General features: G+C 67.9%; 23 protein-coding genes. 17 read left to right on the top strand and 6 right to left on the bottom strand.

Annotated elements, in window-relative coordinates:
* Positions 1-94: 94 nt before the first annotated feature.
* The 5 genes from ACZ5PO_RS37645 to ACZ5PO_RS37625 all read left to right on the top strand — a co-directional run bounded on the left by ACZ5PO_RS37645 (position 95) and on the right by ACZ5PO_RS37625 (position 6,552).
* Positions 95-1,342, top strand: a complete 1,248-nt coding sequence (locus tag ACZ5PO_RS37645; RefSeq protein ID WP_464188181.1) for an ABC transporter substrate-binding protein — start codon at positions 95-97, stop codon at positions 1,340-1,342.
* 60 nt (positions 1,343-1,402) lie between these two features.
* The gene (locus tag ACZ5PO_RS37640; protein ID WP_464188179.1) at positions 1,403-2,215 is read left to right on the top strand and encodes a sulfurtransferase; all 813 of its coding nucleotides are present in this window, start codon (positions 1,403-1,405) and stop codon (positions 2,213-2,215) included.
* Between the two features lie 17 nt (positions 2,216-2,232).
* Positions 2,233-3,987 (top strand): FAD-dependent monooxygenase, encoded by a 1,755-nt coding sequence (locus tag ACZ5PO_RS37635; RefSeq protein WP_464188177.1) that lies wholly within the window; start codon positions 2,233-2,235, stop codon positions 3,985-3,987.
* The gene (locus tag ACZ5PO_RS37630) at positions 3,984-4,736 is read left to right on the top strand and encodes an SDR family NAD(P)-dependent oxidoreductase (RefSeq protein ID WP_464188175.1); all 753 of its coding nucleotides are present in this window, start codon (positions 3,984-3,986) and stop codon (positions 4,734-4,736) included. The genes ACZ5PO_RS37635 and ACZ5PO_RS37630 overlap by 4 nt, the downstream gene beginning before the upstream one ends.
* Before the next feature lie 67 nt (positions 4,737-4,803).
* Entirely contained in the window at positions 4,804-6,552 is a 1,749-nt protein-coding gene (locus ACZ5PO_RS37625) for an FAD-dependent oxidoreductase (protein ID WP_464188173.1), read from the top strand.
* A gap of 214 nt (positions 6,553-6,766) precedes the next feature.
* On the opposite strand, the gene ACZ5PO_RS37620 is transcribed toward ACZ5PO_RS37625, so the two are convergent.
* The gene (locus ACZ5PO_RS37620; protein ID WP_464188171.1) at positions 6,767-7,639 is read right to left on the bottom strand and encodes a sulfurtransferase; all 873 of its coding nucleotides are present in this window, start codon (positions 7,637-7,639) and stop codon (positions 6,767-6,769) included.
* A 155-nt stretch (positions 7,640-7,794) separates the two neighbouring features.
* Between ACZ5PO_RS37620 and ACZ5PO_RS37615 the strand changes: the two genes are divergently transcribed.
* Entirely contained in the window at positions 7,795-8,208 is a 414-nt protein-coding gene (locus tag ACZ5PO_RS37615; RefSeq protein WP_464188168.1) for a transposase, read from the top strand.
* A 61-nt stretch (positions 8,209-8,269) separates the two neighbouring features.
* On the opposite strand, the gene ACZ5PO_RS37610 is transcribed toward ACZ5PO_RS37615, so the two are convergent.
* The 3 genes from ACZ5PO_RS37610 to ACZ5PO_RS37600 are packed head-to-tail and all read right to left on the bottom strand — an operon-like array spanning position 8,270 to position 11,804.
* Complete coding sequence (locus tag ACZ5PO_RS37610; protein WP_464188166.1) at positions 8,270-9,613, bottom strand: NtaA/DmoA family FMN-dependent monooxygenase; 1,344 nt, start codon at positions 9,611-9,613, stop codon at positions 8,270-8,272.
* Positions 9,614-9,636: 23 nt separating this feature from the next.
* Entirely contained in the window at positions 9,637-10,836 is a 1,200-nt protein-coding gene (locus ACZ5PO_RS37605) for a CaiB/BaiF CoA transferase family protein (protein WP_464188164.1), read from the bottom strand.
* Positions 10,833-11,804, bottom strand: a complete 972-nt coding sequence (locus ACZ5PO_RS37600) for an HpcH/HpaI aldolase/citrate lyase family protein (protein ID WP_464188162.1) — start codon at positions 11,802-11,804, stop codon at positions 10,833-10,835. Before ACZ5PO_RS37600 ends, ACZ5PO_RS37605 begins: the two co-directional genes overlap by 4 nt.
* 249 nt (positions 11,805-12,053) lie before the next feature.
* Here ACZ5PO_RS37600 and ACZ5PO_RS37595 point away from each other — a divergent pair, with 249 nt between their 5' ends.
* The 6 genes from ACZ5PO_RS37595 to ACZ5PO_RS37570 all read left to right on the top strand — a co-directional run bounded on the left by ACZ5PO_RS37595 (position 12,054) and on the right by ACZ5PO_RS37570 (position 19,556).
* The gene (locus ACZ5PO_RS37595) at positions 12,054-12,779 is read left to right on the top strand and encodes an IclR family transcriptional regulator (protein ID WP_464188160.1); all 726 of its coding nucleotides are present in this window, start codon (positions 12,054-12,056) and stop codon (positions 12,777-12,779) included.
* A gap of 290 nt (positions 12,780-13,069) precedes the next feature.
* Positions 13,070-14,089: a TRAP transporter substrate-binding protein DctP gene (dctP, locus tag ACZ5PO_RS37590; RefSeq protein ID WP_464188157.1), complete on the top strand. Its 1,020-nt coding sequence runs from the start codon at positions 13,070-13,072 to the stop codon at positions 14,087-14,089.
* A 48-nt stretch (positions 14,090-14,137) separates the two neighbouring features.
* On the top strand, positions 14,138-14,626 hold the full coding sequence (locus ACZ5PO_RS37585) for a TRAP transporter small permease (protein WP_464188155.1): 489 nt from the start codon (positions 14,138-14,140) through the stop codon (positions 14,624-14,626).
* A gap of 14 nt (positions 14,627-14,640) precedes the next feature.
* Positions 14,641-15,966, top strand: a complete 1,326-nt coding sequence (locus ACZ5PO_RS37580) for a TRAP transporter large permease (protein ID WP_464188153.1) — start codon at positions 14,641-14,643, stop codon at positions 15,964-15,966.
* Between the two features lie 156 nt (positions 15,967-16,122).
* Entirely contained in the window at positions 16,123-18,207 is a 2,085-nt protein-coding gene (locus ACZ5PO_RS37575; protein ID WP_464188151.1) for a DEAD/DEAH box helicase, read from the top strand.
* A complete protein-coding gene (locus tag ACZ5PO_RS37570; RefSeq protein WP_464188149.1) occupies positions 18,204-19,556 on the top strand; it encodes a DNA-processing protein DprA in 1,353 nt (450 codons plus the stop codon). Before ACZ5PO_RS37575 ends, ACZ5PO_RS37570 begins: the two co-directional genes overlap by 4 nt.
* Before the next feature lie 93 nt (positions 19,557-19,649).
* Here ACZ5PO_RS37570 and ACZ5PO_RS37565 read toward each other — a convergent pair whose 3' ends face one another.
* The gene (locus ACZ5PO_RS37565; RefSeq protein WP_464188147.1) at positions 19,650-20,471 is read right to left on the bottom strand and encodes a GntR family transcriptional regulator; all 822 of its coding nucleotides are present in this window, start codon (positions 20,469-20,471) and stop codon (positions 19,650-19,652) included.
* Between the two features lie 223 nt (positions 20,472-20,694).
* Here ACZ5PO_RS37565 and ACZ5PO_RS37560 point away from each other — a divergent pair, with 223 nt between their 5' ends.
* The 5 genes from ACZ5PO_RS37560 (at position 20,695) to ACZ5PO_RS37540 (ending at position 25,734) form a co-directional block, all read left to right on the top strand.
* Positions 20,695-21,918 (top strand): CaiB/BaiF CoA transferase family protein, encoded by a 1,224-nt coding sequence (locus tag ACZ5PO_RS37560; RefSeq protein WP_464188145.1) that lies wholly within the window; start codon positions 20,695-20,697, stop codon positions 21,916-21,918.
* 86 nt (positions 21,919-22,004) lie between these two features.
* On the top strand, positions 22,005-23,027 hold the full coding sequence (gene dctP, locus ACZ5PO_RS37555; RefSeq protein ID WP_464188143.1) for a TRAP transporter substrate-binding protein DctP: 1,023 nt from the start codon (positions 22,005-22,007) through the stop codon (positions 23,025-23,027).
* Positions 23,024-23,575 carry a TRAP transporter small permease gene (locus ACZ5PO_RS37550; protein WP_464188141.1) on the top strand — a complete coding sequence of 184 codons (552 nt, stop codon included), beginning with the start codon at positions 23,024-23,026 and terminating at the stop codon, positions 23,573-23,575. The genes dctP (ACZ5PO_RS37555) and ACZ5PO_RS37550 overlap by 4 nt, the downstream gene beginning before the upstream one ends.
* Positions 23,576-23,595: 20 nt before the next feature.
* The gene (locus tag ACZ5PO_RS37545) at positions 23,596-24,924 is read left to right on the top strand and encodes a TRAP transporter large permease (RefSeq protein WP_464197202.1); all 1,329 of its coding nucleotides are present in this window, start codon (positions 23,596-23,598) and stop codon (positions 24,922-24,924) included.
* Between the two features lie 48 nt (positions 24,925-24,972).
* Positions 24,973-25,734: an enoyl-CoA hydratase/isomerase family protein gene (locus tag ACZ5PO_RS37540; protein ID WP_464188139.1), complete on the top strand. Its 762-nt coding sequence runs from the start codon at positions 24,973-24,975 to the stop codon at positions 25,732-25,734.
* A 218-nt stretch (positions 25,735-25,952) separates the two neighbouring features.
* On the opposite strand, the gene ACZ5PO_RS37535 is transcribed toward ACZ5PO_RS37540, so the two are convergent.
* Positions 25,953-26,285, bottom strand: coding sequence for a hypothetical protein (locus tag ACZ5PO_RS37535; RefSeq protein ID WP_464188137.1), 333 nt, complete (start codon positions 26,283-26,285; stop codon positions 25,953-25,955).
* Between the last annotated feature and the right edge of the window lie 31 nt (positions 26,286-26,316).

Genomic DNA, 26,316 nt, shown 5'->3' with positions numbered 1-26,316 from the left:
AAAACTCTAATAAAAATTCTACTGTCAGCCTCAACAAATCAGAGCGCGCGGTGGCGCCGCAGGCGGCTACCCCCGTTCTCCGGAGGCGGAACTCATGATCCCCAATACGACCCAGGTTCGCATGTCTCGACGGCGCGCCGTCACAGCGCTGGCCGCGGCGGCCGGCCTGCTGACCTCGACGACCATCGGCGCACTGGCCGATGACAAAGCCGCCAGCGGTCCCGGCTACACCGCCGACGAGATCCGCATCGGCAACTCGGGCCCCTACAGCGGCCATGGCTCGACCTATGGCGCCGTGGCCAAAGGAATAAAGGCGTACCTCGACTACGTGAACGAGCAGGGCGGCGTGAACGGCCGCAAGATCCGCTTCATCTCCTATGACGATGCGTTCAGCGCGCCCAAGACGGTCGAAAACGTACGCCGTCTCGTCGAGCAGGACGACGTGCTGGGCGTCGTCGGCATCGTCGGCACGCCGACGAATTCTGCGGTTCAGGGCTACCTCAACAAGAAGGGTATCCCGCAGCTGTTCGCCAGTACCGGCAGTTCCAAGTTTTCGCGGCCCAAGGAATATCCCTGGACGACCGGCTTCAATCCGACGTTCCGTACCGAAGGCCTGCTCTACGGCGACTACGTCCGTCAGCACTATCCGAACGCGAAGATCGCCATCCTCTACCAGCACGACGACTACGGGCGGGAGGTGTTGCAGGGGGCGCTCGACGGTCTCGGGGAGGCGGCCGCCAACGTGGTCGAGAAGATCTCCTATGAAGCGACCCAGCCGACCCTGGATTCGGAGGTCCTGAAGGCCCGGGCCTCGGGGGCCGAGGTGTTCATCAACATCTCCATGGCGCGCGCCGCCTCCCAGTCCATCCGCAAGGTGCACGAGCTCGGCTGGAAGCCGGTCCACATCATCAACGCCGTCGGCAACTCGGTCGGCGGCGTGCTGACCCCCGCCGGCCTCGAGGCCGCAGAAGGCCTGATCTCCAGCAACCACCTGCGCGATCCCGGCGACCCGGGGCAGGCCTCGCACCCCGAGGTGGTCCGCTACCTGGCCTTCCTCGACACGTATCTGCCCGGGACGGACAAGAACGATACGTCGTACCTCACGGGCTACGCCATCGCCCAGACGCTCGTTCAGGTGCTGAAGCAGGCCGGCAACGATCTCTCGCGCGAAAACGTCCTGCGCCAGGCAACGTCGCTGCGCGGCTTCCACCCCGAGATGGTGGTCGACGGCCTCACCGTGAATACCTCGCCCGAGGATTACCGCGCGCTCAAGCAGACCCGCCTGATGCAGTTCCGCGACGGACGGTGGAAGCCCTTCGGCGATCTGCGCTCCGGCCTCTGAGGCCGATCGCAAGGCGCTGAGCCGCCCGCACCCTTCCGCAGCAGCAACCGGATGATCCCCATGAGCACCAGCAGCACGCCCGTCGGCCTGATCAGCGCCGTCGACGCCATCGCGGCCCGCGCCGACCTGCGCTTCATCTTCGTCGGCGCAGGCGCCGAGGGCGAGCGCGAGAGCTTCGACCTGAAACACATCCCCGGCGCCGCCTTCGTCGGCGTCCGTGACGCGTTCGCCGGGCCCGCGTCACCGGAGACGGGCAGCTTCCCGTTGCCGTCCACAGGGCAGATCTCAGCCGCCCTCGGTGCCGCCGGCATCGGTGCCGGCGACCGCGTCGTGGTCTACGCGGCAGCCCCGGCCTGGGCGTCTCGCGCCTGGTGGGTGCTGCGCTGGGCCGGCGTCGAGGCGCGCATCCTCGACGGCGGCCTCGCCGCCTGGGAGCAGGCGTCCGGCCCGGTGGCCGGGCCGGACGACACGGGCCCTGCGTCCGTCGCCGCGCCGGCGCTGGCCGGCGGGCAGGGCGCGCAGATCGACATCGACGACCTCCTGGCGTCGCTGGGCAAGCGCTCCATTGTCGACACCCGCGATTCCGCCGCCTTTGCCGCCGGCCACATTCCCGGCGCGATCAACATCCCCGCGCCGGGGCTGTGGGACGGGCAGGGGCGCCTGAAGGACCGTGACGCGGTGCGCGCTGCGTTCGCCGCCGCCGGCGTCAAGGAAGGTGACGAGCTCGTCGTCAGCTGCGGTGGCGGCGTGCTCGCCACCTACGCGGCGCTCGCGCTCGAAACCGTCGGCGTGCGTCCGGTCGTCTACGTCGGCTCCTGGTCGCAATGGGCCGCCCGAGCCGATGCGCCGCGCCAGACCGGCCCCGCGAACTGACAGCCGCCGGCCAGACCATGACAGCATCGTCCACCGGTCAACAGGTCGCCACCGCCGACGTCGTGGTCGTCGGTGGCGGGCCTGTCGGGCTCGCCGCCGCCTTCCTGCTGGGACGCCAGGGCCTCAGTGTGCAGCTCGTCGAACGGCGCCGGACCACGACCCAGCTGCCGAAAGGCCAGTTTGTCCACGCCTCCTCCGCCGAGCTCTATCGGCAGTGGGGGATCATCGACAGCGTGCGCGCGGGCGGCTGGCCTTTCTCGCGCTCGAACGGGCAGGGCATGTACCTGTCGCTGCGCGAGGGGCCGGTGGGCTCGTCCCTGCTGTGGGATGGCGACGAGGCGGGTTTCCGCGACTGGTACCGGGCGTTCACGCCGGAATACCCGCAATTCGTCCCGGCATCGATCTACGAGGCGGCGCTGCATGAGGCGGCCGCCCGATGGCCGACCGTGACGATCGCCTTCGGCCACGAGGCGACGGAGATCGCCCAGGACGATGCCGGGGTGCAGATCGTCGCCCGCGGCGCGGACGGTGCCGAGCTCGCCGTCCGCGCCCGCTATCTGATCGCCGCCGACGGCAACACGTCGTTCGTGCGCCGCGCGCTCGGCATCGAGGAAGACCTCGGCGCAGATTTTGGCCAGCAGGTCGTCACCGAATTCTACGGACCGCTGGAGCAATACGTCGGCACGCATCCCTACTTCCAGTATTGGGTGGTGAATCCGCGCTGCGCCGGATGGTTCGGCAGCCGCCATCCCCAGACCGGCCAGTGGCGCTACAACTACGCCAATCCGGAAGGCGAGCCGTTTTCGCCCGAGACCGTTACCGCACGGATCCGTGCCGCCGTCGGCGATCCCGAGTTCCCGATCGACATCGTCGCCATCAACCAGTTCCGCTACAGCACGGCACTGACGCGGCAATGGCGGCGGGGACGGGTGTTCCTCGCCGGGGATTCGGCCCACCGCTTTGCCCCCTGGGGCGGCTTCGGCGCCAATCTCGGTCTGCAGGAGATCAACAACCTCGCCTGGAAGCTCGCCGCCGTCCTGAAGGGCGAGGCCGGGGAAGCCCTGCTGGACACCTACGAGGCCGAGCGCAAGGGCAAGGCCTCCGCAACCTTGAAGGTCGCCTCCTACAACACCTACGTCACCCAGGGCATGATCGCTGCGAGCCTTGCCATGGAGGGCCCGCATCTGGTCCGAGGGGGCTTGTCGGGCGAGGCCCTGACATTCCTCGAACAGACGCTTCCCCTCGGCCGGGAGGCGGGTTTCGCCCACGTCGGGCACCAGTTCGGCACCCTCTACGAGTCACCCGCGATCGTGGCCGACGGCACGACGCCGCCAAAATCAACGGTTGGCGCCTACCACGAATCCGCCTCGCCCGGCGCACGCGCCCCCCACCTCTGGCTGACGACCGCCGGCGGATCGGAGATCGCCGCGCAGGATCTCTACCAGGGCGCGTTCGTGCTGCTCGTTCACGGCGAGGCCGCCCGCTGGCGCGCCGCCGTCGCAAGGCTCGGGGCCGATGCGACGATCACGGTCCACGGCGTCGGCCGTGGCGGCGCACTGACGCCCGTCTCCGACCGGTGGGAACGGCTCTATGGCCTGGCTGAGGGCGGCGCCGTGCTGATCCGTCCCGACGGTTTCGTCGGCGCACGCTTCGTCGATCCGCCGGCCGACGTCACGGCGGCGCTCGGCCGGGTCATCGACACCATCCTGGCGCGCCGGCCCGCCGATGACGGCCAAGCGATCCATCCGGCGGACGTAGGAGAGGCAGCATGACCGGGCTTCTGGCCAGCAAGAGCATCGTCGTCACCGGCGCCGGTCGCGGCATCGGTGCCGCAGCGGCACGCCTGTTCGCCCGCGAAGGCGCCCGTGTGGTCCTTGCATCGCGCACCGGCGCCGAGATCGAGAGCGTCGCGGCAGCGATCCGGGCGGCCGGCGGCGTCGCGCTGGCACAGACCGCGGACGTGACCCGCGCGGCCGATCTCGACGCGCTGTTCGGCCACGCGACGCAGGCGCTCGGCCGGATCGACGGCGTCTTCGCCTGCGCCGGCATCGAGTCCGAGACCCCCAGCATCCTCGAGCTGGACGAGGCGGCTTACGACCGGATCATCGACGCCAACTTCAAGGCGACCTGGCTGACCATCCGCGCCGCGGCGGCGGTGCTGCCGCGGGGCGGCGCCATCGTCACCACCAGCAGCATCGCCTCGGTCATCACCAACACCCGCACCGGCGTCTACGCCGCGGCGAAGAGCGGCCTCAACCGGCTGACGGAGGTCGCGGCGCGCGAGCTCGGGCCGCGCGGCGTCCGGGTCAACGTGCTCGCCCCGGGCGCCACGCGCACGCAGATGCTCGACGAATGGGAGAAGCGCAAGCCGGGCATCGTCGCCCATTTTGCCGGAGTGACCCCGCTGGGGCGCCTCGCCGAGCCCGAGGAGATCGCCGAGGCGGCGGCCTGGCTGCTGAGCGATCGGGCCTCCTTCGTCACCGGCGCTTTCCTGCTGGTGGACGGCGGCATCACCGCCTGACCTGGGATCGACGGCAACAACGAGGCAGGAGCGGCACGAGCCGCCAGGGACGGGGAGGGGCGAGCCCATGACGACACCCATCGGGGATCAACGGCAAGAGAACGTCGACGTCATCATCGTCGGAGGCGGACCGGTCGGGCTCGCCACGGCCTACCTTCTCGGCCGCCAGGGCCTGCGTGTCGCCCTGGTGGAGCGCCGCTCGGAATCCCAGGTTCAGCCGAAGGGCCAGGGTGTCAATGCCGCCTCGATGGAGCTCTACGCCCAGTGGGGCGTCAAGGAGCGCATCCTCGAACACGCCTGGCCGTTCGAACGGTCCAACGGCCAGGGCCTGTTCGAGACGCTCGCCACGGGAGAGATCGCGGGCTTCAAGAAGTTCGACGGCGACTATGAGGCCTACCGGGCCTTCTACGGCCAGTTCAGCGCCCAGACCCCGCGCAGCATCCCCGCCTTCGCCTATGAGCGGGGCCTGCGCGAGGCGGCGCTGACCTGGCCGACGGTCCGGCTGCATTTCTCGCACGAGGTGACGGACGTCAGCCAGGACAACGACAGCGTCTCGATTCTGGCGCGTCAGGTCGAAGGTTCCGGTGTGCTTGCCTTCACCGGGCGGTACCTGGTCGCAGCGGACGGGGCGAGCAGCATCGTGCGCCGCGCGCTCGGCGTCCAGGAAATCAAAGGACCGGACTTCCACCAGCAGATCGTGACGGAGTTCCACGCCGATCTCGATCGCTACCTCGGCGACGTCTGCTACTTCCACATCTTCATCTCACATCCGAAGTATGTCGGCTGGTTCGGTGCGAAGCAGCCGCATACGGGGCTGTTCCGCTACAATTTCGCCAACCCGGACCAGCGCGCCTATACGCAGGACGAGATCGTCGCACGCATCCGCGGCGCCATCGGCGATCCGGACATGCCGATCGAGGTGGTCCGCTCGGTCGGCTACAGCTACTCCACCGCGATCACCAAGGACTGGCGCGTCGGGCGCGTGTTCTTCGTCGGCGACTCGGCGCACCGCCATTCGGTCTGGGGCGGCTACGGCGCCAATCTCGGCTTGCAGGAAGCCAACAACCTCGGCTGGAAGCTCGCCGCCGTGGTCAAGGGCGAGGCGGACGACCCTCTGCTCGATACCTACGTGGCCGAGCGGCGCAGCCGCGCGCTCTACATCATCAAGATGACCTCCTACAGCACCGTCAAGATCCAGAACGTGATGGAGGTCGAGCAGTTCTGCACCGACGATCGCAGCGCGGGCGGCGATTTCATCCGCGAGCAATGGGCCGAGATGCGGGCGCCCCTGCAGCGCGCCACCGGTATCGAGTTCGGCGCCGTCTACGGCTCCGCTGCGATCGTCAGCGACGGCACGACCCCGCCGATCTCCCCGGTCGGCGACTATCGCCCCTCCTCGTCGCCCGGCGCGCGCATGCCCCACGTCTGGCTCAGGACCAGCGACGGGCAGCGGCTCTCCAATCAGGAACTGCTGCGCGGCAACTTTCTCCTGCTCGTGGCCGGGGACCCCGAACCCTGGCGCGCCGCAGCCGGGGATGGCCCGCGGACCGACATTCACGGAATCGGCCCGGGCCAGTCCTTCGCACCCGCCGACGAGCGCTGGGAGGCGCTCTTTCCGCTCGCGCCCGGGGGCGCCGTGCTGGTCCGTCCCGACGGCTTCGTGGCCGCGCGCTTTCCCAGGCTACCCGTGGACGTCGGTGTGACGTTGCTCGAGACCTTCGATGTAATTCTGGCGCGACCCCAACAGGGCCTGCAAGTTGTTGCCGGTCAAAAGCCGCCGACGATCTCGGCCGTTCGGGCGGAGTTGCGCTCGTAGAGCGCGGCATGCGACGCTCCCGCCAGATCCAACACGGGCAGGCGCGACCTTCCAGGTCTAAACGTCACTCCAGGCGAGCCTTGCTCTGCGTCCCTTCCACAGTTCGGCCTTGAGCGTAGAGGCGCCGCGGCAACAACGGCGCCGGTCCGCTGTAGGAACTCGGCCTGTCTCACACGCCAGCCGAGGTGCTCACCGCGATTGCGACGCGGGGCGCCTAAGGTCCGACCACGAGCGGCAGGTCGGCGCGGGAAGACCATTCGGCGAGCGAGCCGTCGTATTCCATGGTCGGTTCGTAGCCCAGGACGGCGAGGGCCAACGCGCCGAGCACCGACGCGATGCCGCCCCCGCAATAGGTAACGATGAGGCTGCCATCCAGCCTGGCGCGCGCGGCGAACAGCGCCTCGAGCTCCGCGGCCGGCTTCAGCGTGTTGTACGTTTCGTCGACGAGCTGGTCGAACGGCAGGTTGGAGCTGCCGGGGATGTGGCCCGGCCGTGCGCGCACAGAAATGGTGCCGGCATAGTCGTCTTCCTTCAGGAAGCAGATGAGCTGGCCCTGCCGTTCGCCGCGAACGATGGCTTCCACATCGTCCAGCGAGGCGACGATGTGGCGCGAGGACGGCGTTCCATAGTCGACGGGCGCGTAAGGCGTCAGCCGATGTTCGATCGGTCGCCCCTCGTTCATGTGCTTGCGCAGTCCCCCATCGAGGACGCTCACCTTCTCGTGGCCGAACATGCGGAAGACCCACCACAGCCGCGCCGCCCACTGGTTGGCGAGGGTGTCGTAGATGACCACCTCCGTGTCCCTGGTGATGCCCAGACGGCCCGCCGCCGCGGCGAATTGTGCGGCGGTCGGCCGCGTGAACGGCAGCGGCGCGGTCGGGTCCGAGAACTGGGTGAACAGGTCGGCGAAGCGGGCGCCGGGTATGTGGCCGTTCTCCGCGTAGGCGTCGAGCCCGCTCCAGAACTCGAAACGTTCACCGCTCGCATCCGGCCTCATTTGTACACTGGCATCCAGGACGACGAGGCGCGGGTCTCCGAGGCGGCTGCCGAGCGCATCGGTGGCGATGAGTGGGGGGTGCTTTGCCATGTGCCTTAAGGACCCCCGGAGGCCAGCCCAAGCCGTGCGCAGGTGGCTTTACGAATCTGGTAATTATAATTTATATATATAAATCGACTGGAAGGGAGGCAAGCGCCTTGCGGATCGTGATATCCACACCAGGCGGCTAACCGGGACGCCGAATCGTGTTGTCGTTGGATGAGAGCGAACCCGATCCGACCGAGGGCGACGGCTCGACGTTGGTGCGCAGGTATTCGCGGGACCTCCGCGAGCGGGCCGTTGCGGCCGTCGACGAGCGCCGCCTCCGCAACCCGCGCGACCGGACGATCTACCGCGAGGTCGCCCAGGGTTTCGGCGTGGGAGAGCAGTCGCTGCGTCTCTGGGTCAAGAAGAACGACGCTGAGCGTATCGAGGACAAGAGGGGCCGGGAGGCGCAGGCCTCGCCGGAGCCGAACGGGGCCGGAGCCATCTCCCAGGCGGACATGGAGGCCGAGCTGGCGAGCCTGCGCAAGCAGATCCAGAAATTGCGGGCGGAGAACGATGTGCTGAAGCGCGCGTTCGTGGTGTTTTCGTCCGAGTGGGGACGGGACGAGACATAGCGCCGCTGTCTTCACGTGGGTGGATGGCCAGGCTTGACCCGCCCATCCGTCGTCGACCGGTTTATGCCACCGTCGGCACTGGTATACCCAGGTTTTCGCGCAGCGACCGGCCAGTGTAGTCTTCGCGAAACAGCTCGCGCCGTTGCAGCTCGGGCACGATGTGCCTGACGAAGTCATCGTAGCTGCCCGGGATCTGGCCCGCCGCGACGACGAAACCGTCACAGGCGCTGCCGTACCATTCCTCCATCTGGTCAGCGACCTGCTTGGGCGTCCCGAGGAAGACGGGAAATTCGGCGAGCGTGCCCCGCTGCGTGTACTGGACGAAATCGCGCGGCGTCGGGTCGGCGCGGCCGCTGAGCTTGACCACCCGGTCGCGGAACGCCTGCAGGCCGGAGATGCCGTCCATCTCCTCCGCCGTGAACGGCTCGTCGTAGCCCTTGGCGGCGAAGTCGAAGTTGAGCACCTCCGACAACAGCACCAGGCCGTCGATGGGCTTGGCGAGCTTGTCGAGGGCAGCCCGGCGGTCTTCCGCTTCCGCCTGCGTCTCGCCGGTGATGACGTAGACGGCGGGCGCGACCTTCACCGCGTCGCGACCGCGGCCTATGGCGTCGAGGTGGTCCTTGAACGCCTGGTAGGCCGGGCGGCCGATCGCCAGGCTCGGATAGATGACGAAGACCAGGTCGCCCCACTTGGCGGCGAACTCCCGGCCACGGCCGCTCTGGCCGGCCTGGATCAGCACCGGCTCGCCCTGGCGCGAGCGCGGCACCGTGAACGGCCCGCGCGACTTGAACCAGGTGCCCGCGTGATCGAGGCGGCGCACGCGGTCCGCGTCGGCGAACACGCCGCTCGTCTTGTCGATCAGCAGCGCGTCGTCGCCCCAGCTGCGCCAGTGGCCGCGGACCACCTCGATGAACTCGTCGGCGCGGTCGTAGCGGCGGTCGTGCTCGAGCACGACGTCGCTGCCGAAGTTTGCGGCCTCCGAGCCGTTGAGCGAGGTGACGACGTTCCAGGCGGCCCGGCCATCGGTGAGATGGTCGAGCGTCGCAAAGATGCGGGCGACATGGAACGGCTCGTAGTAGGTGGTCGAATAGGTGACGCCGACGCCGAGCCGGGTCGTCGCCAGCCCCATGGCCATGGCGCAGAGCATGGGATCGAGCTTGACGGCGCGGATGCCCTCCCTGACCGTCACCTTGAAGTCGTCTGAATAGACATCGGGAATGGCCAGGCGGTCATCGAAGAAGGCCAGATGAAACTTGCCGCTCTCCAGGGTTCGGCCAATGCCCCCGTAGTAGGAGGCGCTCATGAAGTCGGTCCTGGACTCGGGATGGCGCCAGGAGGCGGGCAGGTTCGAGCAGTTCTGGGCCTGGATGAACGCGATCAGCGCCATCTGTCTCTTGTCCGTCATTGTCGTGCTCCGGAGACCAATGCTCAGATGACCTTCTTGACGGCGAGCGCGTCCAACGCCTCCTCGTCGAGGCCCAGCAGCTCGGCCAGGACCGCGCGGCTGCTGCTGCCCAGCGCCGGGCCGGTGCTCCTGAGCTCCGGCGGTGTCCTCGACAGGCGCGGCAGGGCGGCGGGCAACACCAGCTCGCCGACACGCGGGTCATCGACGGTCTCGAGGTTGCCGCGCGCGGCATATTGCGGATCGCGAAAAATGTCGGCGATGCTGAGCAGCTTGCTGCAGGGCGCCTCGGCCCGCTCGCAGGCGGCCAGCACCTCGGCGAGCGGCAGGCTGCCGACCCACGTCGCGACGATGCCGTTGACCTCGGCGCGCCGGTCGGCGCGTGCCTTGGGCCTGGCGTAGCGCTCGTCATGGGCAAGCTCCGGCCGGCCCATGGCGGCGGTCAGCCGCTCCCACATGCGGTCGTTGGAGCAGGCGAGCGCCACCCAGGCGCCGTCCCTGGTCTCGTAATGGCTGTGGGGCACGACGTTGACGGTATCGGGCCCCATGCGCTCGCGCTGGTAGCCGAACTTGGCGTAGGCCGGGGCGATCTCGTCGAGGATGCGGAAGATGCTCTCGTAAAGCCCGATGTCGACGACCTGGCCCTCGCCGGTCCTCTCTGCGTGGCGCAGCGCGATCAGCACGCCGACGGCGCCGTAGAGGCCGCTCATGTAGTCGGCGAGCGAGGTCGAGCCGGGCACGACCGGCGTGCGGCCGGGCTCGCCGGAGAGATAGGCGAGGCCGCTGAAGGCATGGGCGATGCGGGCGAAGCCGGGCTTCTCGCGCATCGGCCCGGTCTGGCCGTAGGCGCTGACGCGCAGCATCACCAGCTTGGGGTTGATACGGGTGAGCTCGTCGTAGCCGAGGCCCCACTTCTCCAGCGTGCCCGGTCGAAAATTTTCCAGCACCACGTCGGACACGGCGACCAGGCGCCGGAACAGCTCGGCGCCTTCGGGCGTGCGCAGGTCGAGCGTGACGGACTGGCGGTTGCGCGCCTCGCTCAGCCATACCAGCGTGTCGCCGCACTCGGTCATGGTGCCGAAGCGGCGCAGCGAGTCGCCTTCGCCCGGCTGCTCGATCTTGATCACCTCGGCGCCGAAGTCGCTGAGGACGGTGCCGCAGAACGGGGCGGCGATGAAGGTCGCGATATCGAGGACGCGGATGTCCTTGAGCGGCGCGTCGGTCATGAGCGCGCCGCCCCCGCGAGCGCGGCCCGGCGGAGAATCTTGTCGGCGAGCTTGACGTGGGCGCGGTCGATCAGCACGCCGTCGAGGCCGATGGCGCCGCTGCCCTTCTCCGCTTCGGCCTCCATGCGGGCGCGGATGTGGGTGGCCCAGTCGATCTGCGCCTGCGTCGGCGAGAACACCTCGTTGGCGATCTCCACCTGGGAGGGGTGGATCGCCCACTTGCCCTCGAAGCCCAGCGCGCGGGCGCGCAGGCAGCTGGCGCGGAAGCCGTCCGGGTCGGCGTAGTTGGTGAACGGCCCGTCGATCGGCCGCCGGCCATAGGCCCGGCAGGCGTTGGCGATGCGCGCGAGCGCAAAGTGCCACTGGTCGTTCCAGTGGCGCGCGCTCGTGCCATCCGCCCGCGCCAGCACGGCATAGTCGGGGTTGGAGGCGCCGAACACGGTGTCGAAGTTCTCGAGCTCGATCGAATAGTCGCCGACGCCGAAGATGATGCCTTCGAGCCGCGCGGAGGTGGCGGCGATCGGCTCGACGTTGGCGAGGCCCTTGGTGGTCTCGATCAGGATCTCGATGCCGAGCGGGCGGGCGCGCGGCGTCTCGAGCTCGAGCCCGGTCAGCAGCCGGTCGACGAACTCGACGTCGCCAGCGGTCTCCACCTTGGGCAGCAGGATCATGTCGAGGCGCGGACAGCGCGCCACGGCGATGATGTCGGAGATCGCCCACGGGGTGGTCAGCCCGTTGACACGCACCGAGACCGTCTTGTCGCCCCAGTCGATCTCGTTCAGGGCGGCCACCGCATTGGCGCGCGCTTCGACGCGCCGGGACGGCGCCACCGCATCCTCCAGGTCGAGGAAGAGGGAGTCGGCGGGGCCGCGCGCCGCCTTGGCGAAGAACTGCGTCGACGTCGCCGGCACCGCCAGCTCCGACCGCTGAATGCGGCTGACGCCGCTGTCGACACTCCCTGGGATCAAATTCTCTCTCCGTTGGCTCCGGACGCGGGCCCAACAGCACCGTCGCGGCGCGATAGTGCCAGAGCGTCCCGTCCCCTGCAAGAATGGTTCATGATATGGATTTATAATTCATCATAATGAAATAAGAACAGGATCGGCGATCGCGACCACAGATGGACGGAGCCGGGCCTCAGCCTCCGCCAGCCAGCGGAATTCCATCGCTTGATCGCGCCGCTTGACAGCCGGCCACCGGCGTTCTGTAAGCGCCCCATGGATGTGAAAACCGCGGGCCGGACTGTCGATCTCTTCGAGATTTTCGCGAAGGCGAAAGCTCCGATGACATTATCCGAAATCGCCCGTGCGCTGAACGCACCGCAGTCGAGCTGCTTCAACTTGGTTCGTGCGCTGGAGGCGCGCGGTTATCTGTATTCCGTCGGGGGTAACAAGAGGATCTATCCCACGCGCAAGTTGCTCGACATCGCGGAGGCGACGGCGAGCTTCGAGCCGGTGGTTCCGCGCCTCGAGCCGCTGCTGGTCGAGCTGCGCGATGCGACCGACGAGACGATCATCTTCGGCGCCCGGCAAGGGGAGCGGGTCATTTACCTTGCGGTCATCGAAGGCCGGCAGACGATCCGCTACATCTCTCGCGCCGGCGAGTTGAAGCCGATGCATGCGAGCGCCGTCGGCAAGGCTTTGCTGATGGCGATGCCGGTCGGGCAGCGTGTCGACTTTGTCCGCAAGCTGCCGATCTACGTGATAACCGACAAGACCATTTCCAGTGTCGACGAACTGCTTCACGACATCGAGGAATCGGTGGTGCGCGGCTACGCCAGAACATGCGGCGAGAACGTGGCCGACGTCATGGCCGTCGCGTGCCCGCTGCGCATCGAGAGCGTGGCCTACGGCGTTGCCATCGCGGGGCCGATCGGGCGGATCATGCCGAAGCAGATCGAGTATGCGGACAAGATAAAGGCACTTGTCGAAAAGTTCGGATGAGTTGTTTTTGAGATGGATGGCCAGGTCAAGCCCGGCCATGACGTTACAACGAGACACCCTCGTCATGGCCGGCCTTGACCCGGCCATCCATCCACCAGTCAAAGCATACCGGAGCATTGTCACTCGACTGGTGAGACGGCAGGGCAGCCGCCACTGAGCGCCTCCGCGAATCCGCATTGACAAGATACTTCAGAATCGCGAAGTTTCCTTCTCCATTTTGAACCGAGGCCGATGATCTCCGATGGGGACGACAAAAGGCGGCTACGGCTCGAGCTCGGAGGAGACGGCGGATGGGACTGACCCGCAGAAGCGCGCTGGCCGGCTTGGCGGCGCCTGCCATTCTCAGCTTCAGCCGAGCGGCGCTGGCGGCGCCTCGCGTGCTGAAGATCTCGCATCAGTTCCCGGCGTCCAGCGGCAATCAGGGCGATTTTCGCGACCGGCTGTGCCGGCGCTTCGCCGCCGAGGTGGAGAAGCGCTCGAACGGCGAGCTGAAGTTCGAGATCTATCCGGGGTCTTCGCTGATGAAGACCTTCGCGCAGTTCGATGCGCTGCGCAAAGGCGCCCTCGATCTCAGCCTGTTCCCCACCACCTACGCCGGCGGGCAGATCCCGGAGCTCAACCTCACCTTCATGCCGGCCATCGTCACCAGCTACGATCAGGCCTACCGCTGGAAGACGGCGCCGGTCGGCCAGGAGCTGACCCGGCTGCTCGACGAACGGGGCGTGAAGATCATCACCTGGCTCTGGGAATCGGGCGGCGTCGGCTCCAGGGGCAAGCCGCTGATCAAGCCCACGGACGCCGCCGGCCTGAAGATCCGCGGCGGCAGCCGCGAGATGGACATGATGTTCAAGGCGGCCGGAGCGGCGACGGCGAACATGCCCTCCAACGAGATCTACATCAGCATGCAGACCGGCGCGATCGACGCCTGCGCCACGAGCTCGACCAGCCTCATCTCCTTCAAGCTGAATGAGCTCACCAAGTATCTGACGGCGCCCGGGCCGGCCGGCAGCTTCTTCTTCGTCTTCGAGCCGCTGTTGATGTCCAAGCAGATCTTCGACGGCCTGCCCGCGGATCAGCAGAGCCTGATCATGAGCGTCGGCGAGAGCATCGAAAAGGTCGGACGCGACGACTCGATGGACGACGACCGCCAGCTCGTGGAGATCTACAAGGCGGCCGGCAACACGGTGCAGGAGCTCGATGCACCCACCCTCAAGCTGTGGCAGGACCTGGCGCGCGACAGCGCCTGGAAGGATTTCGCCGCCCGCTCGGCCGGGACCGCCAACATCCTGAAGCTCGCCGAGGCCGCATGACGCGGGGAAGCGTCAGCAGCAAGGCGTCGTGACGCCGGTCAGGCCGCCATGACCCGATTCCTGAACGTGCTCGACAAAGTGCTCCTCGTCGTCTGCACGGCGGCGACGGTCGCCGCCGGCCTGGTGCTGACCTATTCGGTCATCGTGCGCCATTTTCTCCACTGGTCCACGGATTGGCAGGACGAGGCCGCGGTCTTCCTGCTCGTCGGCGCTACCTTCCTGTCGGCGCCCTTCGTGCAGGCGATGCGCGGCCATATCGCCATCGAAGCGCTGCACGGCTCGTTCCCGCCGGCGGTGGAGCGGGTCCGGCTGCTCCTGGTCGACCTCATCAGCGTCGCCTTCTGCGGCACCTTCGCCTGGCAGGCGGCCCTGCTGCTCAAGGACGCCATCGAGAGCGGCGAGGTCACCGATTCCTCCTGGGCGCCCCCGCTCTGGCTGCCCTACGGCCTGATGACCGCCGGCATGGTGCTGCTGACGATCCGGCTCGTCGCTCAGATCCTGCCGGCCGTCGCGGGCCTCATCAGCGCTAAGGCTTAGTTAGGGACGGGCACATGCTGGCCACGGGGCTGCTCTACGCGTTCGCCACCTTCCTGGCGCTGTTTGCCGGCGTTCCCATCGCCTTCGCCCTCGGCGCCGTGGCGCTGCTGTTCATGGTGACGCTGCTGCCGCCGGCGACGCTCGGGACGATGGCGCAGAACGTCTACCAGGAAATCGCCAACATCACCCTGCTGACCATCCCGCTGTTCATCCTCAAGGGGGCCGCCATCGGCCGCTCCAAGGCGGGCGCCGATCTCTATGGCGCGCTCTACATGTGGCTGCACCGGATCCCGGGCGGGCTCGGCGTTGCCAATGTCTTCGCCTGTGCGCTGTTCGCGGCCATGGCCGGATCGAGCCCGGCCACCTGCTCCGCCATCGGCAGCGCCGGCATTCCGGAGATGCGGCGGCGCGGCTACTCGCCGGGCCTCGCCGCCGGCATCATCGCCGCGGGCGGCACGCTCGGCATTCTGCTGCCGCCGTCGGTCACCATGATCCTCTATGCTGTCGCCGCCGAGCAGTCGCTCGGCCGCCTGTTCCTGGCCGGCATCGGGCCGGGCGTGCTGCTGACGGTCCTGTTCTCCGGCTATGCCGTGATGCGGTTCCGGACGGAATACCGGGCGGCGCTCGCCGCCGGCCAGCCCCACGCCATCCTCGCCAACGAGCAGTTCACCGCGCGAGACCGGCTGACGGCGCTGCCACGGGTGCTGCCCTTCGTCGTGCTGCTCACCGGCGTGATGGTCGCCCTCTATGGCGGCTACGCCACGCCGGGCGAGACCGCGGGCCTCGGCGCCGTGCTGGCGCTGGTCCTCATCATCGTGATCTACGGCACCTGGCGCCCGGCCCAGCTCAGCCCCGTGCTGGTGGCGTCGCTGCGCGAGTCGACGATGCTGATCATGATCGTCGGCATGTCGCTGCTCTACGCCATGGTGATGAGCTACCTGCACATCAGCCAGAGCGGGGCGGAGTGGATCGTCGGCCTGCACCTGCCGCCCTGGCTGCTGCTCGTCTGCGTGCTGCTGCTGGTGGTCGTCCTCGGCTTCTTCCTGCCGCCGGCGAGCATCATCCTGATGACCGCCCCGATCATCCTGCCGCCGCTGAAGGCGGCGGGCTATGACCTGATCTGGTTCGGCGTGGTCATGACCATCGTCATGGAGATGGGCCTGATCCACCCGCCGGTCGGACTGAACCTGTTCGTCATCAACAACATCGCGCCCGACATCAGCTTCCGCGAGATCATCTGGGGCACGCTGCCGTTCGTGCTGCTGATGGCGCTCGCGGTGCTCGCGCTCTGCGTCGCTCCGGGCATCGCCACCTGGCTGCCCGACCGCCTGATGGGGTGATCCCCCGTGGTCGTCACGGCTGGAGACATGGAGCGCGCAGGGCGATGTTGGCGTCGACGGCGGCGGTCCGCTATGAGTCCGCTGTGATCGAGGAGTTCGTTTCGCGCGCAAGGCGAGCCTGGCGGACGTAAGGCTCGTTCACGCGGCGAGGATGCGATGAAAGGCCAGTACGATGCGGCGCGGGCGCTCGAGCTCCTCCGCATTGGCGCAGGACGAGCGGATGCCGCCTTCAGGCCCGGCCAGGAGGAGGCTATTCGCCACCTTGTCGAAGCCCGGGGTCGCTTGCTCGTTGTGCAAAAGACCGGTTGGGGCAAGAGCTTCGTCTACTTCATCGCGACCAGGCTCCTCCGCGACGGCGGCGGCGGCCCGGCCTTGCTGGTTTCGCCGCTGCTGGCCCTCATGCGAAATCAGATCGCAGCAGCCGAGCGCATGGGCGTGCGCGCCGCCACGATCAATTCGGACAATCTGAGCGATTGGGCCGAGGTTGAAGCCCGGCTCGGGCGCAACGAGATCGACATTCTCCTGATCTCGCCTGAGCGGTTGGCGAACCAGCGGTTCCGGACCGAGGTCCTTGCCGGCATCGCCGCACAGATGTCGCTGCTGGTGATCGACGAAGCTCACTGTATTTCCGATTGGGGCCACGATTTCCGTCCCCACTATCGCTTGCTGGAGCGTATTGTCAGAACCCTGCCGGCCAATGTGCGGCTTCTGGCCACCACGGCGACCGCGAACAACCGGGTCATGGACGATCTCGCCGACGTCCTTGGGCCCGATCTCCAGGTGCTGCGCGGAGATCTGAATCGCACGTCGCTGTCGCTGCAAACCATCGTCTTGCCGAGCCAGGCGCAACGGCTGGCGTGGCTGGCGGAGCAACTCGCCACGCTTCAGGGCCACGGCATCATCTACACGCTGACGGTGCGCGATGCGTATCAAGTGGCCGACTGGCTCAAAAGTCGCGGCTTCCATGTCGAGGCCTACACGGGCGAAACAGGAGATCGCCGCGAAGAGCTGGAGCAGGCGTTGCTCCATAATCGGCTCAAGGCTCTCGTCGCCACCACCGCGCTGGGGATGGGCTACGACAAGCCCGATCTGGCATTCGTGATTCATTACCAGATGCCAGGCTCGGTGGTTGCCTATTACCAGCAGGTCGGCCGTGCAGGTCGCGCTCTGGACAGCGCCTACGGCGTCCTGCTGAGCGGCGCGGAAGACGACGACATCACGGACTGGTTCATCCGGAGCGCATTCCCCACGCCGCGGGACGTCGAGGATATCCTGAACGCGCTCGAGGAGGAGCCCGACGGTCTGTCCGTTCCCGAGCTTCTCGGCCGGGTGAATCTGAGTAAAGGGCGCGTCGACAAGACGATCCTGCTGCTGTCGCTCGAGACACCCGCGCCTATAGCCAAGCAAGGCACCAAGTGGCAGCTCACGGTCGCAGCGCTGAGCCAGGGGTTCTGGGCGCGTGCGGAGCGGCTGACCGCCCTGCGTCGCGACGAGCAGCAGCAGATGCGGGACTACGTCGGCCTGCCCTTCGGCGAGCATATGGGATTTCTCGTCCAGGCGCTGGATGGCGACCGGAGCTCGATCGGCTGGCCGGCATTGCCCCCTCTGCCGACTGAGCCCGACGCGACGCTCGTTCGGGAGGCCGTGGCCTTTCTGCGCCGGACCGATCTGCCGATCGAGCCGCGCAAGCGATGGCCGAATGGCGGAATGCCGCTCTACAAGGTCAATGGCAACATTGCCGGAGGGCGCCAGGCGCAATCCGGACGAGCCCTCTGCGTTTGGGGCGATGCCGGCTGGGGCGGCCTCGTCCGGCGCGGCAAGCACCAGGACGGCCACTTTGACGACGGCCTCGTCGGGGCGTGCGTCGAGATGTTGGAGCGGTGGCATCCCCAGCCCGCTCCCGTCTGGGTCACCTGTATCCCGTCGCTGCGTCATCCCGAACTGGTGCCGAATTTTGCGCAGCGCCTGGCCGTGGCGCTCGGCCTGCCGTTTCACATGGCGCTCGTCAGAACAGACGCCAGGCCCGAGCAGAAGACGCTGGCGAACAGCACCCAGCAGGCTCGCAACATCGATGGTTCGCTTGTCCTCGCCGGCCGGCCACTTCCCCATGGTCCCGTGCTGCTGGTCGACGATACGGTGGATTCGCGCTGGACGCTGACCGTGGCGGCCTGGCTCTTGCGCGCGGGCGGCGGCGGCGAGGTCTGGCCCATGGCGCTGTCGCTGACGGGGCATGACCAATGACGCCGGCTCTGTCGCCCAACACGCAGGCGATCCTGCTGGTGACTGCGCCGCTGATCGTCGGACGCGGTCATGCCTCGACGGACCTGCTGTCGCCGGGCGAGTACAAGCACCTGGCGCGGCGGCTGCGCGACATGCAGCGCCAACCGGCCGATCTCTTGTCGCCAGGCGCGGCAGAGTTGATCCACGACTGCCGACCGATCGTCGACGAAACCAGGCTGCAGCGTTTGCTGGGGCGCGGCTTTCTGTTGAGCCAGGTCGTCGAGCGCTGGCAATCCCGGGCGATCTGGGTGATCAGCCGAGCCGACGCCCCCTATCCCCGCCGGTTGAAGGCCCAGCTGAGGGAGGACGCTCCCCCGGTGCTGTACGGCTGCGGCGACACGGGCCTTCTGGACTCGGGCGGTCTCGCCGTCGTCGGATCTCGTGATGCGGATGACGCGCTGATGGCTTACACGACGAATGTCGGCCGACTTGCCGCCGATGCCGGGACGGCGATCGTCTCGGGTGGCGCGCGCGGCATCGATCAAGCGGCCATGTTCGGCGCCCTCGAACAGGGTGGACAAGCCATTGGGGTTCTTGCCGACAGCCTGGAAAAGGGCGCGATGAATCGGGAGAACCGACGCGCGCTCATGGACGGTCGGCTGGTGCTGATCTCATCCTGCGATCCCAGCGCGGGCTTCAATGTCGGCCATGCGATGCAGCGCAACAAGCTGATCTATGCTTTGGCTGACGCGGCGCTGGTCGTGAATGCCGATTTCAACAAGGGCGGCACGTGGGCCGGTGCGACCGAACAGCTCGATAAGCTTCGAATGGTTCCTGTCTACGTGCGGTCGACCGGGGCAGCCTCCGTGGGAAACGAGGCGCTGCGCAAGAAGGGCGCCGTTCCGTGGCCAGACCCTCGAGGGGTGGACGCGTTCAGGGACATCTTCGACAAGGCGGCGCTGGCCACGCAGGGCGCGTTGCAGTCCGAGCCCGGTCGACTTTTGATGGATCCGCCCGCAGAGCGGATTCTTGGTTCACGTTCCGAAGTTGGATCTGACGTGCAATCCGCGTCGGCGCCTGTGACGGAAATGCCGCCAGCGGTGTCCGTTGGTGGGGAAGCTCCTGATGCGGCCGAGCAGCCCGGCACACCCCTACAAACCAGCCCAGCCGATGCTTTGTTGGTGGCCGTGCGCAATGTGCTCCGGAGGCTTCTTATAACCCCCATGAAGGATGTCGAGGTTGCCGTAGCGCTGGACGTCTCGACAGCACAGGCCAAGATATGGCTGCAACGCTTCGTCGATGAAGGCGTATTGGAAATGCAGAAGAAGCCGAATGTCTACATTGCCAAGCAGGTTCGTCTATTCGAGTGACGGAGCGTGTCGGTAGATCTGGATTACTGACCGTCGACCATTCCGGCGCCGCTGCCGCGCCTGCCTATGTATCGCGTGACGTGAGAAGCTGAATTACGCGCTCCGCGGCTTGGTCGCCGCGGCGGCGCGGCGCCGGCCAGTCGCGGTGCGCGATGGACGGGGCTCGTTTCGCGGGCTCGGCGCAGCCTTTGCCGGGGCAGGGGAGGGCCGCGCCTTCGATCCCGGCGGCATATCGTCGGCCGCCGTGCGATCCGCGGGCAGCTCCGCCACCATGTCGATGAAGGAGACAGCGCCGGCGACGTGGTCGTGCATGGCTTTGGTCGCCGCTTCGTCGTTGCCGGCGACGATCGCTGCCGTCACCGCCTCGTGGCCGGCGAACGAGCGCTCCACACCGCCGGCGCGGGCGAACGGATAGCGGCGGTAGACCTGCAGGCGGCTGCGGATATCCTTTGCCTGGTTCGCGAGATAGTCGTTGCGGCAGCCGGCGTAGATCGCCTCGTGGAAGCGCTGGTTGGCATCGGCATAGGCCGCGATGTTGCCGTTGGTCAGCAGCGCGCGCGCGCCGTCGTGGATCTGCTTCAGCTGCTCCACCTCGGCCGGCGTCATGCGGCGGGCGGCCAGGCCGGCGCAATAGCCCTCCAGGCAGGTGAGGGCCTCCCACATCGCCACGATCTCGCGGACCGACATGCGGGCGACCATGGCGCCCTGCCGCGGCTGGAACGTCACCAGATTGATCGATGCCAGCTGCAGCAGCGCCTCGCGCACCGGCGTGCGCGAGACGCCGAACTGGAGGCAGATCTCCTGCTCGTCGAGGCGCTCGCCGGGCTGGAACACGCCGTCCCGGATCCGCTCCTCGATCCAGGCGCGAACGTCGCCCGGCCGCTCCCGTCCACCCGCCGACTTGGAACCCGTCATCCCTGCCATCTCGCAAATCACGCGGCGAACCTAGGGCGCGGGATCGGCGCGAGCAAGAGGCGGTGGCCCGTCACGATGCCTCATGCGTATACAGATGATCGATCATTTGCATACAGATACTGTGTATCCGTATTGACAAGGCCGGTCGATGCTCTAACGTCCGGCCTCCTCAGCGGCCGGAAGCCGCCTCGCAAACCCGCCCGAGGTCATGTCGAAATCGCCGATGACGAACCGTCTGCCGCTGTCGCGGATGCGGGTCCTGGACTTGAGCCGGGCCCTGTCCGGCCCCTTCTGCTCGACCATCCTGGGCGACCTGGGGGCGGACATCATCAAGGTCGAGCCGACGCCGGCGGGCGATATGATCCGCACCTGGGGGCCATTCGACCGCGACGAGAGCGCCTACTACCTGTCGGGAACGCGCAACAAGCGCAGCATCGGCGTCGACTTTCGCTCGGCCCGCGGCCAGCAGCTGCTGCGCCGGCTGGCGCTCCAGTGCGACGTCATCGTCGAGAACTTCAAGCCGGGAACGCTCGCCAAGATCGGCCTCGATCCCGACGAGCTGCGTTCGATCAAGCCCGATCTCATCATCGCCGGCATCAGCGGCTTCGGCGCCACCGGTCCGCTGAGCGAGCAGCCGGGCTTCGACCAGATCGCGCAAGGCTACTCCGGGTTCATGAGCTTCACCGGCACGGCGGAGACCGGGCCGACGCGCGTCGGCGTCGCCATCGGCGACATGACCGCCGGCATGTGGCTGGCGATCGGCGTGCTCGCCGCCTGGGTGCAGCGGCAGGACACCGGCTGCGGCCAGAGCGTGGAGACGTCGTTGCTGGCGAGCCTCGTCGGCCTGCTCAGCGTGCAGGGCCAGCGCTACCTCAGCCTGGGCCAGGTGGCGGCGCCCACCGGCAACGTGCATCCGGTGATCGCCCCCTACGGCGTCTTCCGCGCTGCCGACGGGGACATGAACATCGGCGCCGCCACGCAGGAGATGTGGCTGAAGCTCTGCGACGTGCTCGACCGCCCGGACCTGAAGACCGACGCCCGCTTCGTCGACAACGCGCATCGGATGGCGCGGCGCGACGAGCTGCGCGACATCATCGAGGGCGAGCTCGCCCGGGGAACACGAGCCGATTGGACGCCGCGCCTCGTCGCCGCCGGCATTCCGTCCGGTCCGATCAATTCCGTGCGCGATGCGCTCGAAAGCGAGCAGGTGGTGCATCTCGGCCTGGTCGAGACGAGCGAGCATCCGACCCTCGGGCCGCTCAGGCAGATCTCCAACCCGCTGCGGCTCGACGGCTCGGGGGCGCCGTGGGTGCGCTGCCCGCCGCCGCTGTTCGCCGAGCACACGCGCGACATTCTCGGCGAGTTCGGCCTGTCCGAAGCGGAAATCGACGAGCTTCAGTCGGACAACGTCATCGTCCAGCGAGCGGAGGCGTCAAGCCCGGCCTGACATGTAATCGAGGCCTTGCGGCGGCATTCGCTGCCGCAAGGCCTCGATTGTTCCGAGATCAACGTCAAGAAGTCCTGGAGGAAGCGATGGTTCTACTGACGAGGCGAGCCGTGAGCGCCGGGTTGCTGGCCATGCCGGCTCTGGTGCGAACGTCGAGCGCCGCCCGGGCCGCCCCGCGCCGGCTCAAGATCTCGCACCAGTTTCCCGGCACCACGGGCGACGAGGGCGATTTCCGCGACCGGCTGGTCCGGCGCTTCGCCGCCGAGGTGGAGCGGCGCTCCAACGGCGAGCTGGCCTTCGACATCTACCCGGGCTCGTCGCTGATGAAGACGAACGCGCAATTCTCCGCCCTGCGCAAGGGCGCGCTCGACCTGTCGCTGTTCCCGATCGCCTACGGCGGCGGCGAGGTGCCGGAGTGCAACATCGGCCAGCTGCCGGGCGTCATCACCTCCTACGAGCAAGGGCTGGCGTGGCGCACCAAGCCCGTCGGTCAGCAGCTCGAGGCTATTCTGGCCAGCAAGGGCATCGTGCTGCTCACCTGGGTGTGGCAGGCGGCCGGCTGCGTCAGCAAGGAGGCGCCGCTCGTCGCGCCGGCCGACGCCAAGGGCGTCAAGGCGCGGGGCGCCTCGCGCGAGATGGACGTGGTGCTGCAGAAGGCCGGCGCGACGGTGGTGTCGTTTCCGTCCAACGAGCTCTATGTCGCCATGCAGACCGGCGTGTGCCAGGCGGCGATCAGCTCGTCGACGAGCCTGCTGTCGTTCCGCATGGACGAGTTGGCCAAGCACCTGACCAGCGGCAGGGGCGAGGCGTACCTGTTCACCTTCCAGCCGCTGTTGATGTCGAAGGCCATTTTCGACGGCCTGCCGGAGGATCAGCGCCGCCTGCTGACGGAGGTCGGCCTCGCCATGCAGGATGTCGGCCTGAAGGGCGCGCAGGCGGACGACGAGAAGATCGAGACCGCCTTCAGGGCCGCCGGTGCCGAGGTCCACCCCCTCACCGACGACGTCGTCGCCCAGTGGCGCTCCCTCGCCAAGGAGACCGCCTGGGTCGACTATTCCGGCCGCAGCGCGGGCTGCGCCAAGCTCCTCGCCATGGCGGCGGAATCGTGAGCCACGTGGTTGCGGAGCAGCCGGCCGCGCCGCGAGAGGCGGCGGGCTCTGTCGGCGGCCGCCTCATGGAGGCCCTCAACCGGCTGATCGTGCTGGCGTCGTCGCTGGCGCTCGCTGCCGCGGCGCTGGTGCTGAGCTCGAGCGTCCTGCTGCGGCACTGGCTCGGCCAGGCCACCTATTGGCAGGACGAGTTCTCCGTGTTCCTGATCGTCGGCGCCACCTTCCTGTCGTGCGCCCACGTGCAGCAGCGGCGCGGCCATGTCGGCATCGAGGCCCTGGCGGAGCTGCTGCCGCCGCGGCTCAATCGCCTGCGCCTGTTGCTCGTCGACATGCTCAGCCTGGCGTTCTGCTGCTTCTTCGCCGCCAAGAGCTGGACGCTGCTGCACGAAGCCTGGGTTGACGGCCAGGTCTCGTCGTCGACCTGGGCACCGCCGCTGTGGATCCCCTACAGCCTGATGGCGGTCGGCATGAGCCTGCTCACCATCCAGATCGGGCTGCAGGTCGCGAGCGCGCTGACGGCGGCCCCGGCTACGAGGACGTCGACGTGAATACGCTGACCATCGCGCTCATGTACGGCGGCGCCACCTTCGCCGCCATGGCGTCCGGCATGCCGATCGCGTTCGCCCTCGGCGGCGTCGCGACGTTGTTCATGGCGATCTTCATGCCGGCCGCATCGCTCGATACGGTGACGCAGAACGTCTACGAAGAGCTCGCGTCGATCACGCTGCTGTCCATCCCCCTGTTCATTCTGAAGGGTGCGGCCATCGGCAAATCGCGAGCCGGGCAGGATCTCTATTCGGCCATGCACGCCTGGCTCCACCGCATCCCGGGTGGGCTCGGCATCGCCAACGTGTTTGCCTGCGCGCTGTTTGCGGCCATGGCCGGCTCGTCGCCTGCGACCTGCTCGGCCATCGGCTCGGCCGGCATTCCAGAGATGCAGCGCCGCGGCTATTCGGGCGGCTTCGCCGCCGGCATCATCGCCGCCGGCGGCACGCTCGGCATCCTGTTGCCGCCGTCGATCACCATGATCCTCTACGCGGTGGCCGCCGAACAATCCCTGGGCCGGCTGTTCCTCGCGGGCCTCGGGCCGGGCGCGCTGATGGTCGCCCTGTTCTCCGCCTATGCCGTGCTGCGCTTTCGACGCGAGCGTCGCCGGGCGCTCGCCGCGTACGCCAGCGACGGTACCCCGTCCGCGCTGCTGCTGCCGGACACGCTGACCTTGCGCGAGCGGCTGGGCACGCTGCCGCGCGTGCTGCCCTTCGTCGTCCTGCTGACGGGCGTCATGGTGGCGCTCTACGGCGGCTACGCCACGCCGTCGGAGACAGCCGGGCTCGGCGCCGTCTTCGCGGTGGCGCTCATCGCCCTGATCTACGGCGTCTGGCGGCCGCGCCAGCTCGGCCCGATCTTCTCGTCGACGCTGCGCGAATCCACCATGCTGATGATGATCATCGGCATGTCGCTCCTGTATTCCTACGTCATGAGCTACCTGCAGATCAGTCAATCCGCGGCGCAGGCGATCGTCGCCCTCAATCTGTCGCGCTGGGTGCTGCTGGCTGCCGTGCTCGGCCTGGTCGTCGTGCTAGGCTTCTTCCTGCCGCCGGTCTCCATCATCCTGATGACGGCGCCGATCATCCTGCCGCCGCTCAAGGCTGCCGGCTTCGACCTGATCTGGTTCGGTGTGGTGATGACCATCGTCATGGAGATGGGCCTGATTCACCCGCCGCTCGGCCTCAACATCTTCGTGATCCGCAACATTGCCCCGCAGATCTCGCTGGCCGAGGTGATGTGGGGAACGCTGCCGTTCGTCGTCCTGATGGTTGCCGCGGTGGTGCTGCTCTGCTTCATCCCGGGCATATCGACCTATGTTCCCGACCAGATCATGGGCGCGCAGCGCTGATGCGGACGAGTCCAAGCCAATTCGAGCAAAGTCAAGTCGAGCGAGATCATGTCGGGTGACATCACGTTGAGCCGCGACGGCGACGTCGCCTCGATCCTCATCAGCCACCCGCGCAGGCTCAACGCCATGACCATCGCCATGTGGCGGAGCCTGCGCGAGATCGTCACCCGCCTCGGTCGGGACGAGGAGCTGCGCTGCATCGTCATCGCCGGCGACGGCGACAGGGCCTTCTCGGCCGGGGCCGATATCTCGGAGTTCGCCGCCACGCGCGCCACGCGCGACCAGGTCACGGCGTTTCACGAGGAGTACGTCGGCGCCTGCCTCGCGGCCCTGCAGCAGTGCGACGTGCCGACGGTGGCGAAGATCCGCGGCATCTGCATGGGCGGCGGCCTCGAGATCGCGTCGGTGTGCGACATCCGCCTGGCCGACGATGCCGCCCGGTTCGGCGCGCCCGTGGGCAAGCTCGGGTTCCCGCTCGCCTTCGGCGAGACGCAGGCGCTGTACGGCCTCGTCGGTCCGGCCGTGGCCGCCGAGTTGCTGATCGAGGGGCGTGTCTTCACGGCCGTGGAGGCGCAGCAGCGCGGCCTGGTCACGCGCGTGTCGGCGCCCGCCGATCTCGACTGCGAGGTCGGCCGCGCCGTGGACGGTATCTGCCAGAGCGGCCGGCTGGCGGCGCGCTCCCACAAGCGCCAGCTGCGCCGGCTGCGGACCGACCCGTCGCCGGTGACGTTGGCGGAGCGGACCGAGGTCTACGGGTTCGCCGACACGGCGGAATACCATGAGGGCTACCGGCGATTTCTGGCGCGCTAGAGCGGGTTGATTTTTCTTCGAACCATCATCCCGCTCTATCTCATTCTTTAAGCATGATCTTTTCCAAAAGCCGGTATCCACTTTTTGGGATCATGCTCTAGAGCTGACCGTCGCCGCCCGGATGGCACAAGCGCCGCGGTCCGGGTGGATCGCGGCGCTCCGTTTGGCCGGTGGGTCCCTGGCGTCCGGCCGCTTACGCCGGGTCTGGAGCAGGGCGCTCAGTAGCAGCGGCGGCGGACGACGACATCGCCGAATTCGTTGACGTAGCGCTTGAGGACGCAGCCGTAGCCGTAGACGACGCGGGGACGGTAACCCCAGCCGTAGTAGCCATGGTGGCGATGGCCCCAGCCGCCCCAGTGCCCGCCGCCCCCATGGCCGCCGCCGTGGTGCCCCCAGCCGCCGTGACCGCCGTGCCCACCGCCGTGGCCGTGGCCGCCGAAGGCGGAGGCGCTGGTCGGGGCGAGGGCGAGAGCGCTGCCCGCGGCGATGGCGAGGCTCGCGGCCAGAACGAACTTGCGAATGGCGATCTTGCGAATGGATTTCGTGTTCATCGGCGTGTTCCTTCTCGGGAGAGAGGGCTGC

The sequence above is a fragment of the Chelatococcus sp. KU-N122 genome, from assembly GCF_055391085.1.
Note: the sequence above shows the minus strand (reverse complement) of the source record. Positions and strands in the feature narration are given on the sequence as shown.

Bases quoted from the DNA above. Each gene is read 5' to 3' on its own strand.
- ACZ5PO_RS37645 (WP_464188181.1), top strand. From the start codon at position 95: ATGATCCCCAATACGACCCAGGTTCGCATGTCTCGACGGCGCGCCGTC.
- ACZ5PO_RS37640 (WP_464188179.1), top strand. From the start codon at position 1,403: ATGAGCACCAGCAGCACGCCCGTCGGCCTGATCAGCGCCGTCGACGCC.
- ACZ5PO_RS37635 (WP_464188177.1), top strand. From the start codon at position 2,233: ATGACAGCATCGTCCACCGGTCAACAGGTCGCCACCGCCGACGTCGTG.
- ACZ5PO_RS37630 (WP_464188175.1), top strand. From the start codon at position 3,984: ATGACCGGGCTTCTGGCCAGCAAGAGCATCGTCGTCACCGGCGCCGGT.
- ACZ5PO_RS37625 (WP_464188173.1), top strand. From the start codon at position 4,804: ATGACGACACCCATCGGGGATCAACGGCAAGAGAACGTCGACGTCATC.
- ACZ5PO_RS37620 (WP_464188171.1), bottom strand. From the start codon at position 7,639: ATGGCAAAGCACCCCCCACTCATCGCCACCGATGCGCTCGGCAGCCGC.
- ACZ5PO_RS37610 (WP_464188166.1), bottom strand. From the start codon at position 9,613: ATGACGGACAAGAGACAGATGGCGCTGATCGCGTTCATCCAGGCCCAG.
- ACZ5PO_RS37605 (WP_464188164.1), bottom strand. From the start codon at position 10,836: ATGACCGACGCGCCGCTCAAGGACATCCGCGTCCTCGATATCGCGACC.
- ACZ5PO_RS37595 (WP_464188160.1), top strand. From the start codon at position 12,054: ATGGATGTGAAAACCGCGGGCCGGACTGTCGATCTCTTCGAGATTTTC.
- dctP (WP_464188157.1), top strand. From the start codon at position 13,070: ATGGGACTGACCCGCAGAAGCGCGCTGGCCGGCTTGGCGGCGCCTGCC.
- ACZ5PO_RS37585 (WP_464188155.1), top strand. From the start codon at position 14,138: ATGACCCGATTCCTGAACGTGCTCGACAAAGTGCTCCTCGTCGTCTGC.
- ACZ5PO_RS37580 (WP_464188153.1), top strand. From the start codon at position 14,641: ATGCTGGCCACGGGGCTGCTCTACGCGTTCGCCACCTTCCTGGCGCTG.
- ACZ5PO_RS37575 (WP_464188151.1), top strand. From the start codon at position 16,123: ATGAAAGGCCAGTACGATGCGGCGCGGGCGCTCGAGCTCCTCCGCATT.
- ACZ5PO_RS37570 (WP_464188149.1), top strand. From the start codon at position 18,204: ATGACGCCGGCTCTGTCGCCCAACACGCAGGCGATCCTGCTGGTGACT.
- ACZ5PO_RS37565 (WP_464188147.1), bottom strand. From the start codon at position 20,471: ATGACGGGTTCCAAGTCGGCGGGTGGACGGGAGCGGCCGGGCGACGTT.
- ACZ5PO_RS37560 (WP_464188145.1), top strand. From the start codon at position 20,695: ATGACGAACCGTCTGCCGCTGTCGCGGATGCGGGTCCTGGACTTGAGC.
- dctP (WP_464188143.1), top strand. From the start codon at position 22,005: ATGGTTCTACTGACGAGGCGAGCCGTGAGCGCCGGGTTGCTGGCCATG.
- ACZ5PO_RS37545 (WP_464197202.1), top strand. From the start codon at position 23,596: ATGTACGGCGGCGCCACCTTCGCCGCCATGGCGTCCGGCATGCCGATC.
- ACZ5PO_RS37540 (WP_464188139.1), top strand. From the start codon at position 24,973: ATGTCGGGTGACATCACGTTGAGCCGCGACGGCGACGTCGCCTCGATC.
- ACZ5PO_RS37535 (WP_464188137.1), bottom strand. From the start codon at position 26,285: ATGAACACGAAATCCATTCGCAAGATCGCCATTCGCAAGTTCGTTCTG.